At 65.2% G+C, this 12055-nt stretch carries 8 protein-coding genes and 2 tRNA genes; 2 read left to right on the top strand and 8 right to left on the bottom strand.

Annotated elements, in window-relative coordinates:
- Positions 1-3: 3 nt before the first annotated feature.
- From AB5Y91_RS18030 to AB5Y91_RS18005, 6 genes are all read right to left on the bottom strand, one after another.
- Positions 4-1176, bottom strand: coding sequence for an ABC transporter substrate-binding protein (locus tag AB5Y91_RS18030; RefSeq protein ID WP_368170439.1), 1173 nt, complete (start codon positions 1174-1176; stop codon positions 4-6).
- 18 nt (positions 1177-1194) lie between these two features.
- Positions 1195-3348: an FAD-dependent oxidoreductase gene (locus AB5Y91_RS18025; RefSeq protein WP_368170438.1), complete on the bottom strand. Its 2154-nt coding sequence runs from the start codon at positions 3346-3348 to the stop codon at positions 1195-1197.
- Positions 3345-3926 carry a carboxymuconolactone decarboxylase family protein gene (locus tag AB5Y91_RS18020; RefSeq protein WP_111911301.1) on the bottom strand — a complete coding sequence of 194 codons (582 nt, stop codon included), beginning with the start codon at positions 3924-3926 and terminating at the stop codon, positions 3345-3347. The genes AB5Y91_RS18025 and AB5Y91_RS18020 overlap by 4 nt, the downstream gene beginning before the upstream one ends.
- A complete protein-coding gene (locus AB5Y91_RS18015; RefSeq protein ID WP_106887363.1) occupies positions 3916-4626 on the bottom strand; it encodes a DUF1499 domain-containing protein in 711 nt (236 codons plus the stop codon). The genes AB5Y91_RS18020 and AB5Y91_RS18015 overlap by 11 nt, the downstream gene beginning before the upstream one ends.
- A 203-nt stretch (positions 4627-4829) precedes the next feature.
- Positions 4830-5108: a peptidylprolyl isomerase gene (locus AB5Y91_RS18010; RefSeq protein WP_005325619.1), complete on the bottom strand. Its 279-nt coding sequence runs from the start codon at positions 5106-5108 to the stop codon at positions 4830-4832.
- A 79-nt stretch (positions 5109-5187) separates the two neighbouring features.
- Positions 5188-5562: a hypothetical protein gene (locus tag AB5Y91_RS18005; protein ID WP_163155948.1), complete on the bottom strand. Its 375-nt coding sequence runs from the start codon at positions 5560-5562 to the stop codon at positions 5188-5190.
- Between the two features lie 646 nt (positions 5563-6208).
- On the opposite strand from AB5Y91_RS18005, the gene AB5Y91_RS18000 reads away from it, so the two are divergent.
- Together AB5Y91_RS18000 and AB5Y91_RS17995 are read left to right on the top strand one after the other, a co-directional pair.
- Positions 6209-7867 (top strand): autotransporter assembly complex family protein, encoded by a 1659-nt coding sequence (locus AB5Y91_RS18000; protein ID WP_368170462.1) that lies wholly within the window; start codon positions 6209-6211, stop codon positions 7865-7867.
- 76 nt (positions 7868-7943) lie between these two features.
- Positions 7944-11720, top strand: coding sequence for a translocation/assembly module TamB domain-containing protein (locus tag AB5Y91_RS17995; protein WP_368170437.1), 3777 nt, complete (start codon positions 7944-7946; stop codon positions 11718-11720).
- Between the two features lie 122 nt (positions 11721-11842).
- Here AB5Y91_RS17995 and AB5Y91_RS17990 read toward each other — a convergent pair.
- A tRNA-Tyr gene (locus AB5Y91_RS17990) sits at positions 11843-11927 on the bottom strand.
- Between the two features lie 32 nt (positions 11928-11959).
- Positions 11960-12044, bottom strand: a tRNA-Tyr gene (locus tag AB5Y91_RS17985).
- Between the last annotated feature and the right edge of the window lie 11 nt (positions 12045-12055).

The raw sequence follows: 12055 nt of genomic DNA, 5'->3' as shown, positions 1-12055 counted from the left end.
GGTTTAGTGGCCGTAGCGTTCGGCCCAGGCCGCTTCCAGCCGGGTCTGCCAGCTGGGGTGGGGTTCGGCCACCGCCTTGAAGCGCAGGGCCGGCTGACTGTTCCCGGGCAGGGCATCCTGGCGCAGCACGCTGGGGTCGCCCCAGAAGGCGGGATCCGCCTTGCGGGCCTGGGCGGTGGGGCTCAGCAGGAAGTTGGCCACCACCTTGGCACCGGCCCGGGCGCTGGCGTTGAAGGGGATGGCGAGGAAGTGGCTGTTGGTCAGGGCCCCCTTGCTCATGGCAACGGCCCTCACCGCAGGGGGCAGGGTGCCATTTTGCACCGAACTTTGGGCCTCGCCCGGGTTGAAGCTGATGGCCATGGCCAGCTCGCCATCATCGAGCAACTGCCTGGTCTCGGCGGCGCTGGTGGGGAACAGCCTGCCCTTGCGCCAGAGCGCGGGGTGAAGCGCATCGAGCCAGGCCCAGAGCGGGGCCGTGAGGCGGGTAAAGTCGGCGTCGTTCGCCTCCCGATACAGTGGCGCGGGATCATCGGTCAGCTCCAGCAAGATCTGCTTGAGAAAGCTGGAACCATGGAACTGGGGCGGCTTGGGGTAGGTGAAGCGCCCGGGATGAGCCTTGGCCCAGGCGAGCAGCTCGGCCGCCGAGCTGGGCGCTGTGGTGACTTCCTCCGTGTTGACCATCAGATTGAGCTGCCCTATGCCCCAGGGGGCCTCGAGCCCGGCGACCGGCAGGGTGAAGTCCTCGTGCACCGGCAGCTTGGTGTCCACCAGGGCCATGTTCGGCAGATCCTGGGTGAAGGGGGCCCCCAGCAGCCCCTGCTCCTTGAGCGCCTTGAAGTTCTCCCCGTTGACCCAGAGCAGGTCTATGGGGCCGCCCGACGTCTTGCCCGCCTGCTTGCTGGCCAGCAGCTGGCTGACGCTCTGGGCTATGTCATCCACCTTCACCTGCACCAGGGTGACCTGATAGTCGCGTTCCAGCTCCTGCCCGGCCCATACCAGATAGGCGTTGATCTCCGGGCTGCCGCCCCAGGCATTGAAATAGACGCGCTGGCCCTTCGCTTCGGCTAGGGTCTGCTGCCAGGCCGCCTCGGCGGCGTGGAGCTGGGTCGCCAGCAGCAGGGGGAGGGCTGCGACGAGAAGGGGGTGGAGCAGGGCGCTTAGCCGGGTCTTGAACATGATGAGGGTCTCGTGGGCTCAGGCGCCGCGGCGCCAACTGTGATAACGGGCCAGCAGGGCCAACAGGCGGGTGGGCTGGTGGGCCCGCTTCCACTCGCCGGCCAGGTACTTGTTCCCCTCCATCAGGGTGGGATAGGCGTGTATGGTGCCCAGGATCTTGCCAAGCCCCAGACGGTGGCGCATGGCGAGCACAAACTCGGCGATCCGCTCGCCGGCGTGAGTGCCCACTATGGTGGCGCCGAGGATCCTGTCCTTGCCCGGCACCGTCAGCACCTCGATAAAACCGTGGCGCTCGCCGTCGGCGATGGCGCGATCCAGCTCGGCCAGATTGAAGCGGGTCGCCTCGAAGGGAATGCCTTGCGCCTCGGCCTCCTTGCGATTGAGACCGACCCGGGCAATCTCGGGGCTGGTGTAGGTGGCCGCCGGGATCACGCGATAGTCCGCCTTGAAGCGCCTGAACTGGCCAAAGAGGGCGTTGACGGCGGCATACCAGGCCTGATGGGCGGCGAAGTGGGTGAACTGATAGGGGCCCGCTACGTCCCCCACCGCCAGTATGCTGGGGTAGTTGGTAGCCAGAAAACCGTCGACCTTGACGGTGCCACGGGGGGCCAGTTCCACCCCCAGCTCTTCGAGCCCGAAGCCGCTCACGTTGGCCACCCGGCCAAGGGCCAGCAGCAGCTGATCCCCCTCAACCACTTGCATCTCATCGCCCCGGCACAGCTGCAGCCGGATAGGCAGAGTGCCCTCGGCCGCGGGATCATAGTCGGCGCGCTCTGCCCGCCAGCCGGTGAGTAGCCGCACACCGTCGCGGGCCATCTGTTCGGCTAGCGCCTCGGCCACCTCCCGCTCTTCCCGGGGCAGCAGCTGATCGGCCAGCTCAACCAGGGTGACGGGAATGCCGAGCAGGGCAAGGCTCTGGGCCAGCTCGCAGCCGATGGGGCCGCCGCCGAGCACCAGCAGGTGGCGGGGAGGTTCGCGCAGTTGCCAGAGGCTGTCCGAGGTGAGGTAGGGCACCTGTTCAAGGCCCGGCAGCTTGGGCACCATGGGCCTGGCGCCGGTGGCGAGCACGATGTGACGACTGCTAAGGCGCCTGCCGTCCACCTCCAGCTCCCAGGGGGAGACGAAGCGGGCCCGGCCCTGAATGCACTCCACCCCCAGCCCCTGATAGCGCTCAACCGAGTCGTGGGGCTCGACCTCCTTGATCACCGTCGCCACCCGCTCCATCACGGCGGCAAAATCGGCCCGGGACTGGCTGGGGCTGAAGCCGAGTTCGCCAGCCTTGCGCTGATCAAAGGCGAAGCGGGCGCTTCGGATCAGCGCCTTGGAGGGGACGCAGCCGGTGTTGAGGCAATCTCCCCCCATCTTGTGCTGCTCGATGAGGGCCACCCTGGCCTTGACCGCGGCGGCTATGTAGCTGGTGACCAGGCCCCCGGCACCGGCGCCTATCACCAGCAGGTTGTAGTCGAAGCGAGCCGGTTTGCGATAGGGGGCGTGCAACCGGCGCAGGGCGAGCCGGCGTTGCAGCCCTCGCATCAGCCAGGGCATCAGGCCGAGCAGGGTCAGGGCCGCCACCAGGCCGGGGGAGAGGATATTGCCCGTGCTGGTGAGGCTGGCGAGCTCGCTGCCCGCCAGCACGTAGACGAAGGTGCCCGGCAGCATGCCGAGCTGGCTGACCCAGTAGTAGGTACTGACTCTGATGGGGGTGAGCCCCATCAGCAGGTTGATCAGAAAGAAGGGGAAGAGGGGGATGAGGCGCAGGCTCAGCAGGTAGAAGGCACCATCCTTCGCCATGCCGGCCTCAAAGGTGGCCAGCTTCTCCCCAAAGCGGCGGCTCACCCAGTCGCGCAGCAGGAAGCGGGCGCTGAGAAAGGCCAGGGTGGCCCCGAGCGAGCTGGCAAAGGAGACCAGCAAGAGCCCCCAACCGACGCCGAACAGGGCGCTGCCCCCCAGGGTCAGCAGGCTGGCGCCGGGCAGGGAGAGGGCTGTGGTGACCACGTAGAGGAAGGTGAACAGCAGGGCCGCCTGGCCGAAGTGGGCCTGCACCCAGGCCGAGGCTTGCTCCTGGTGTGCCTGCAACCGGGAGAGGCTGAGGTAAGCATCGAGATCCAGGGCGAAGAAGGCGCCGACCAGGCACCCCATCACCAGCAACAGCAGCAGGCGGCCCCGGCTCATTGGTGCTCCCTGTCGGAGGGCGCCGGGCGCTCGGGTTGCACCGGCAACTGGCAGAAGCCCTGGGGGGCTATGTCGAGGGCGGCATTGAACTTGGCCGACATGTTCTGGAAGGCGATGAGGCCGGTCAGCTCCACCAGGGCATCGTCATCGAACCAGGGCTTGAGCCGCGCGGCCTGCTCGTCGCTCACCCCATCCAGCCCGGTCATGGCCTCGGTGTAGTCGAGCACTGCTTTCTCCCGCTCGTCAAACAAGGGGCTGGTGCGCCACTGGGCCAGCGCCTCCACCTTCTCGCTGGAGCCCGCCCGCTTGATGAGGGTCATGGCGTTGATGTCGACGCAGAAGCGGCACCAGTTGAGCTGGGAGACCCGTACCGTCACCAGGGAGCGCAGCACGGGGTCTATGGGGGAACGCTTGCGGTTGATGACACCGTAGAGGGTGGCGACGGCGGCAAACAGGCGCGGCGAGCGGCCCCAGCACTTGCCCGGGATCAGCACCTGACCGTAGTTGCGTTGCTGCAGCCAGAAAAAGGGGCGGATAAACCAGGCATATTCCCGATCCGGCTTGACCTCAATGCGCATGTTGTTCCTCGTCGAGTCTCTGCATCTTGGGTTTGTAGGCACCTCCCAGCCGTTCGTTGAGCCGGTTCAGGAAGTTCAGGATCCGCCCCCGGTTGACCCCCAGATCGCTGCGCCCCTGGCGTGAGGCTGAGCGCATGTCGACCCGGGTCTCCTTGGGGCCCGTAAAGACCCGCAGCGCCACGTCATCCTCAAAGCCGAACCAGCCGGTGGTGACCACGGCATCGAGGCCGTCCGGGCCCGGACGTACCCGCCAGCCGAGCTCCGTCATCAGCTCCTCCGCCTCGGCGAGCACCTCGGCCGGGGAGGCGTGGGTATAGAGAGGACCGGGGTTGCCGGGAAAAACTTGCAAGGGGGGGACATTGACGGGGAGATCCTGCGCCGTCCTCAGCTGCTCTGCCCACAGCAGACGGGGCGGATGATGGGGATCCGTGCTGACGTCGTTGGTGAGCGGCGAGCGCAGCGCCTGAATGACAAACAGCAGGGGCAGCAGCAGCGGGGCTATGCCCCAGGCATCGGCCCACAGACAGGGGGAGCTGCGGTAGCGCCAGGGCAGGCGCAGCAGGAGCCAGAGGCTTATCAGGGCGCTCGCGAGGCAGAGGGCGAAACCGACCCACCAGGGCCAGAGATGAGCCCGGCTGCCGAGGGCGCCCCCCAGGGGCAGCAACCAGGCCAGCAGGGGCCACCACAAATAGCTGTGCATATGCAGGATCCACTGGTTATGATGGAGCAATGCCCAGAAGGATAAACTTAATTACCTGATAACGTTAGTAAATTATCTTTATCTTGGCGCTTTTTGCCGCCCTGCACGCCGGGGCTGCAGGGCGGTGGCCAGGGCCCGGCCGGGCAGGGAGCCGGCGGGCGCCCTTGTCAGGGCAGAGGGGACACGGGTAAGGGCTCCGGCCCTCAGTTGCGGTAGAGCACCTTGATGAGGTGGAAGCCGAACTTGGTGCGCACCGGCCCCAGCACGGTCAGCAGCTCCCCCTTGAAGACGGCATCGTCGAAGGACTTGACCATGTCCCCCTTGGAGAACTCCCCCAGATCGCCGCTGCGCTTGGCGGAGGCGCAGGTGGAGAAGCGCTTGGCCATCTGGCCGAAGTCGGCACCCTTGGCGAGTTTTTCCTTGATCTCGAGACACTCTTTCTCGGTCTTGACCAGGATGTGCTGGGCACAGGCTTTTTTCATCGGAACGCTCCTCGGCGAGGGTAAAGGGGGCGCAAGCGTACTCCAATTCGGCGCGCGCGTCAGCCCCGCCGGCGGCACATCAGCCGCGGGTATGGGTCGCCAGACGTGCCCTGGGGCGAGACTGCCAGAGGATCTCCAGTCCCAGCAGGGCGTAGAGGCTCCAGATGGCCAGGGGATTGAGCCAGTCGCCACCGAGCTGCAGGGTGAGCAGGGCGCCGCCGACCAGCAGAAAGGCTATCCCGGGCAGGCGCCAGTGGGCCGGCAGCGGCGCCAGTATGGCCAGCCCCAGCAACAGGGCGAGACCGAAGGGCAGGTTGAGGGCGGTGAAGGCCAGGGCCTGCTGGCCGTTCATGCCGGTCAACAGGGCCAGCAGGGCACTGCAACAGGCCAGGAAGGTGACGAATTCGAGTCTGTCGGCTATGTAGTCAGCCAGTTGTTCGCTACGTAAGGGCATGGGATCTCTCCTGCGATTGATGACATCAGTGTGGGGCAGGGAAGGAAGCAGTGGCAGCGGGATAAATCGATTGGATTGAACGAAGCTTTAGTGCCACCTATTCAAGTTGTTGATTTAAACTTATTTTCCTGTTCAATAGCAGGATATGGCAATGGGGGCCCCAGACGATGATGTCAAGCCTGCCAGGGCATCCGGGGTCTCAAGGTCCGGGGCCGTCCGACAGGGGTTGTCGCGTGGCGAGCACTGCAGCGCCGCGGGCTGCGACGGGAATGAACCGCTGGCATCGGACTTGAGTGCCGTTTTTTTGTACGCCCCTTGCCGGGAGAGTGCGCACTTTCCCCCGCTGGCGGGCTGTTTTCCCTGTCAGACCCCTGTGAAAGCCGGCCCCGGCAGAGGACGCCAGCCCCGGGGGAGAGGGGGATTTCGCGACTGCGGTTATGCTAGGATGAGCCGCGCTCGCCTGGGGTGAGCCCCATTATCATTCTAAATCGAACAGTTTTTTACTTATGTTATTCGGGGAAATTGACGTTTGACAGGATGCCATCCTATTTTGCCTGCCGGGTTCAGCTCACCCGGGCGAACCGGTCGCCGTGGGCTCGGTACCTTGCTGCCCGCCCTCTGTCTGTGGCTGCTGGTGACTCCCGCCATGGCGGCCAAGCTGACCTATCAGATCAAGGGCATCAAGGGGGAGCAGAAGGATAACGTCGAGGCCTACCTCAATGCCCTGCCGGTCTACCAGGAGCGCCAGTATCGTCCCGCCCGCGCCAAGATCACCGAGAGCGTGCAAAAAGCCCTGCAGGTCTATGGCTACTACCAGCCGAAGGTAACCCTCAAGCGCGACAAGAAATCCCCCGCCAAGGTGGTGATCGAGATAGTGCGGGGGGAGCCAGTGCTCATCTCGCGCCTCGACATTCTGCTGGAAGGGGAGGCGGGCAGCGACGAGGTCTACAGCGAGCTGCTGGACAAGCTGCCCCTGAAGGAGGGGGATCCCCTCAACCACGGCAAGTATGAGTCCATCAAGGCGGATCTCGGCAGCCTGGGGCTGGCGCGGGGCTACTTTGACGCCAAGATCAGCAAGAGCCAGGTGAAGGTCTTCCCGGATCAGGGCAAGGCCGAGATCTATATCCTGTTCCGCTCCGGTCCCCGCTATCACTTCGGCGAGATCCACTACGATGCGACGCCGGAGGCCCTGCGCCTCATCCGGCCGCTCATCAACATCAAGAGTGGCGACCCCTATCTGGCGATCCGGCTGGCCGAGATGTCCCAGGACGTCTCCTCCACCAAGCTGTTCAAGCAGGTGGACATCAAACCCATGATAAGCCAGGCCGAGGGCAATCGGGTGCCGGTGCAGGTGACCCTCTCGAACCGGGTCGACCACGAGATAGAAACCGGTATCGGCTATGCCACCGACGTGGGGCCGCGCCTGAGTGCCACCTGGGAGAAGCCCTGGGTCAACCGCTATGGCCACAGCCTCTCCAGCACCGCCAAGGTCTCGGCCCCGGAGGCGGAGCTCAGTTTCGATTACCAGATCCCGGTCGGCAACCCGCTGCGGGACTACTACTCCCTGCAGGCCGGTTACCAGTACACAGACAACAACGATACCCGCTCCGATCTGGCCACCTTGGGGGTGCACCGCTGGAAGCGGCGGCCGGAGAGCTGGGACAGGGACGTCTTCATCCGGCTGGAGAACGAGCGCTACGTGCAGGGGAACGACGAGGGGAACAGTCTGCTGCTGATCCCCGGGGTCTCCTGGTCGCGGTTGCGGGTGCGCGGCGGCCTGGTGCCGGACTGGGGGGATCGTCAGCAACTGACGACGGAATTCTCCAGCCCTTACTGGGGCTCGGACATCAACTTCATGCGGGTGTGGGGGCGCAGCAAGTGGCTGCGCACCCTGGGGCAGGATCACCGCTTCCTGATGCGGGTCGAGCAGGGGGCCATCATAGGGGATGACTTCTCGCTGGTGCCCCCCTCCCTGCGTTTCTTCACCGGTGGCGATCAGACCATACGTGGCTACGGCTATGAGACGGTCTCGCCGAAGGACGAGGATGGCAAGCTCACCGGCGGGCGCTACACCAGCGTGGGCAGCCTGGAGTACAACTACCGCTTCAGCGACAAGTGGCTCGGCGCCCTGTTCGTGGATGGCGGCACGGCCACCGTCGACTACAGCGAGGCCTGGAAGATAGGCACCGGGGTCGGGGTGCGCTGGGTGACGCCCATAGGTCAGGTCAGGCTGGATCTGGCGGTGGCCATCTCCGAGGAGGATAAGCCGTTGCGGCTGCATTTCGCGCTGGGGCCTGAATTATGATCCGGTTTGAACCCACTCATCCTCTTTGTTCTCTCTCCTGGCCGCTGCGGCTGCCTCTTTCTCGGGGGTCTGCGCTGTGATCTGGGTAAAGCGTATTTTCTTGTGGCTCATGGGGCTCTTCTTCCTGCTGCTCATCGGTGTCAGCCTGCTGGGCTTTACCCATCAGGGCAACAAGTGGCTGTGGCAGCAGGCCAGGGGGGCGCTGCCTTCTCTCAAGGGGGAACTGGTGGCGGGCCAGCTCGGCTATGGCTGGACCCTGGAAGGGGTTGGCTGGCAGGACGAGCTGGTGGATGTCACCGTCGAGCGGGCCGTGCTGGACTGGGATCTCGGCAAGCTGCTGCAGGGCAAGCTCTGGATCAAATCCCTGACGGTCACCCACCCTGTGGTGAAGGTCGCCGACGCTGAGCCTGTGCCAGAAGAGCCCACCGAGCCCTTCGTCTGGCGCCCGTTGCCACTGCGCATCCAGGTGGACAGCCTCAAGGTGACGGATCTGGATCTGGCCGTCCCCGGGGTGGGAGTGACCCTCAAGGATCTGGAGATAGGCGCCACCCTGGATCGCAAGGGGCTCATAGTGCGCGGGCCCGTGCTCGATGGCCTGAACGTGACCCTGGCCGAGGCCCCTCCTGCCGACGAGGCCGCCAAGCCGGCCGCCAGCAAGACGGCCAAGGCGCAGGGCGCAGCCAAGGCCAAAGCCGACCCCAAGGAGAGCGAGACCGCCAAGGCGAAGTCAGAGGCGGCCGCCCCCATAGCGCTGCCCGAGATCCGTCTGCCATTCCCCATCCAGCTGGAAGGCCTGGCGGCGACCCGGGTGCGCTATCAGCAGGGGGAGCTCATCGAGGGGCTCGACAAGTTGCTGCTGTCGGCCCGCGCTCAGGATGCGCGCATCGACGTGCGGGAGCTCTCCTTGCGCCACGCCATGGCGGATCTGGCGCTCAAGGGCCATGTCACTCTGACCTCGGATTATCCCCTCGCCCTGACCCTGGAGGCCAAGGCGCGCAAGGGGTTGCTGGACGGTGAGCTCAAGGGGGAGCAGGCGAACCTGACCCTGGATGGCTCCGTGGGCAAGCTGGGGCTGTTGCTCAAGGCCAAGGGGCCGGTGAGCGCCAACCTCAAGGGGACGCTGGCGACGCTGGATCCCGACTTGCCCTTCGATCTGGCGCTGGACTGGAAGAGCCTCGGCTGGCCGCTGCACAAACCAGCCAAAGACGAACCCAGCTATCGGCTGGACAAGGGCAGCCTGAGCGCCAAGGGCAAGCTCTCGGGCTATCAGTTTGCACTCAAGACCGCCGGCAAGGGCACGGATCTGCCCCCCTTCAAGCTGGCGCTCTCGGGCAAGGGGGATCTCGGCCAACTGAGCCGTGTCGAGCTGCTGCTGGGTGCCCTGAAGGGGGAACTCAAGCTCGATGGCAAGCTGGCGTGGCGCAAGGGCGTCCAGTGGCAGGGGACCACAGAGTTCAAGGAGATCAACCCGGCCGAGCTGGTGCCCGAGATCAAGGGCAAGCTGGCGGGCAAGATAGCCAGCCGCTTCGAACTTGACGAGGCAGGTCATTGGCAGCTGGCGCTGCCGGAGCTCAGGGTCGAGGGCAAGCTCAACCAGTATCCCTTGGCGCTCAAAGGCGCCCTCAGCGGCAACGACAAGATGGAGTGGACCATCCCGGCCCTGGCGCTGCAAAGCGGCCCCAACCAGTTGCAGGCCAAGGGGGCGCTCACCGCCCAGGCCTGGAAGCTGGATGCGCAGATAGATGCCCCCAAGCTTGGCGGCATCTACCCCGGCCTTGGCGGCGACCTTAAAGGGCAGGTGCGTCTTAGCGGCAGCCAGCAGGCGCCGAGGGTGAATGCGGATCTGGTTTCGAGCCGCCTCTCCTATGCCGGAACCGTGCTGAAAGAGACTGTCATCAAGGGCAACGCCCTGGTGGGGGACAAGCCGGCCGGCGAGCTGGCCCTGACGGTGGCGAGCCTGGTGCAGGGGACGACGACGCTCTCCCAGATAGCCCTGAACCTGAGCGGCGATCTAGATCGCCACGGGCTCACCTTGACCATGAAGGGGGATCCGGTGGCCGCCGATCTGAGCCTGAATGGCAGCCTGCGCGGGGATCGCTGGCGCGGTGCCCTCTCTGAGCTCAAGGTGAAGACCCCGTTCAAACGCTGGACGCTGGCCGCCCCCTGGTCCCTGGATCTGGACTTGCCCAGACAGCAGCTGACCATGGGGGATCTCTGCCTGGGCTCCCAGGGGGCCAGCCTTTGCGTCAAGGGCAGCCAGGTCTCCGCCGCCCAGGGTAGCCTGGAGTTTGCCCTGAACGAATTCGATCTCAAGCGGCTGCGCCCCTGGCTGCCGGACAACTTCCGCTGGCAGGCGGTGCTGTCGGCCGACGGCCGCGCCAGCTGGCGCGGCAATCAGCCGACACTGCATGCCAGGGTGAGCACCACGCCGGGTACATTGGTGGCCGACGAGATCAAGACCGAGTACCAGCGCCTGGAGCTCGGGGTCGATTTCGAACGCCAGCAGGCCGCCATCCGGCTCGATTTCGCCTCCAGGCAGATAGGCAACATAGACACAGATCTGCTGATAAAGGAGCCTGCGGGCCCTGGCCTGCTGTCGGGGCAGCTCAAGTTTGACGACCTCAAGCTGGCGACCTTTGCCCCTCTGATCCCTGAGGTGCGCTCCCTGCAGGGCTTCATCTCGGCGGATGCCCGCTTCGATGGCACCCTGGCCGCGCCCCTGCTGTACGGTGAGCTGAACCTGCTGGAGGGGGAGGTGCAGACCCACTCCGACATGGTGACGCTCTCCAAGCTGGTGACCCGCCTCAAGATAAACGGCAACCGGGCCGAACTCGACGGCTCCATGCTGGTGGGCAAGGGGCCGCTCGCGCTGGGGGGATGGCTGAGCTGGGCCAAGCTGCCGGTGACCGGCAGCCTCACCATCCAGGGCAAGGATCTGGAAGCCCAATATCCGGGCATGGGTCGGGTCAGGGTGACACCTGACATCGCCATCTCCCTGGGGGAGGAGACCAGGGTGAGCGGTCAGGTGGACATCCCCTGGTCGCGGATCCTGGTCAAGACATTGCCGGAGAGTGCGGTGGCGGTCTCAGATGACGTGACCGTCATCTATGACGATCTGCCGCCCGTGCCCAAGACGGCGCCCCTGCCGATGGAGATCAAGCTCGCCATCCGGCTCGGTGACGATGTCCGGCTGGAGGCCATGGGGCTCAAGACCAAGGTGACGGGGGCGCTCGGTATTCGCCAGGAGCCCTCCAAGCCGCTGTCGGGCAATGGTCAGCTGGAGCTCAAGGATGGGCGCTTCAAGGCCTACGGTCAGAACCTCATCATCAAGGAGGGGCGGATCCTCTTCTCCGGCCCCATCGATCAGCCCTATCTCAACATAGAGACCTACCGGGATCCTGACACCATAGAGGACAACGTCACCGTCGGGGTCCGGGTGACGGGGCCGGCGGCCAAGCCGAAGATCACCGTCTATTCCGAGCCGCAGATGGCGCAGTCCGAGCAGCTCTCTTATCTGCTGCGTGGCAAGGGGTTGCAGACCAGTGGCGAGGATGGCGGCTTCAACGGCCTGCTGGTGGCGGGGGCTGTGAGTCAGGCGAGTGGCGTGGTCTCCAGTATCGGGGAGTCCCTTGGCATGAGCGATGTGGCACTCGACACCGCAGGGAGCGGCGACGATACCCAGGTGACCCTGTCGGCCTATCTGCTGCCCGGCCTGCAGTTCCAGTACGGCGTCGGGGTGTTCAGCCCCATCGCCGAGTTCAAGCTGCGCTACGAGCTGATGCCCAGACTCTATCTGCAGGCCATGAGCGGGGTGGCCCAGGCGGTAGACATCTTCTACCGCTTCACTCTGTGAAGCGGATGAGCACGAAAACGGGAGGCCTTGGCCTCCCGTTTTTCATGGTGCTGTCTGGCGGGTGGAGAGCGAGATGGCCCGGAAAAGCAAAAACCCGGCGCCAGGCCGGGTTTTCTGAATGATGGTGGAGGGAGAAGGATTCGAACCTTCGAAGGCAGAGCCGTCAGATTTACAGTCTGATCCCTTTGGCCGCTCGGGAACCCCTCCACGGGGTATTTTCCTGATTGTTCGCACTTGAATGGTGGAGGGAGAAGGATTCGAACCTTCGAAGGCAGAGCCGTCAGATTTACAGTCTGATCCCTTTGGCCGCTCGGGAACCCCTCCCCAAGTGCGAG

It is taken from the genome of Aeromonas sp. R4-3, from assembly GCF_040908275.1.
GTDB lineage: Bacteria > Pseudomonadota > Gammaproteobacteria > Enterobacterales > Aeromonadaceae > Aeromonas > Aeromonas rivipollensis.
This window is presented reverse-complemented; position numbering and strand designations above follow the sequence as displayed.

Bases quoted from the DNA above. Each gene is read 5' to 3' on its own strand.
- AB5Y91_RS18030 (WP_368170439.1), bottom strand. From the start codon at position 1,176: ATGTTCAAGACCCGGCTAAGCGCCCTGCTCCACCCCCTTCTCGTCGCA.
- AB5Y91_RS18025 (WP_368170438.1), bottom strand. From the start codon at position 3,348: ATGAGCCGGGGCCGCCTGCTGCTGTTGCTGGTGATGGGGTGCCTGGTC.
- AB5Y91_RS18020 (WP_111911301.1), bottom strand. From the start codon at position 3,926: ATGCGCATTGAGGTCAAGCCGGATCGGGAATATGCCTGGTTTATCCGC.
- AB5Y91_RS18015 (WP_106887363.1), bottom strand. From the start codon at position 4,626: ATGCACAGCTATTTGTGGTGGCCCCTGCTGGCCTGGTTGCTGCCCCTG.
- AB5Y91_RS18010 (WP_005325619.1), bottom strand. From the start codon at position 5,108: ATGAAAAAAGCCTGTGCCCAGCACATCCTGGTCAAGACCGAGAAAGAG.
- AB5Y91_RS18005 (WP_163155948.1), bottom strand. From the start codon at position 5,562: ATGCCCTTACGTAGCGAACAACTGGCTGACTACATAGCCGACAGACTC.
- AB5Y91_RS18000 (WP_368170462.1), top strand. From the start codon at position 6,209: ATGGCGGCCAAGCTGACCTATCAGATCAAGGGCATCAAGGGGGAGCAG.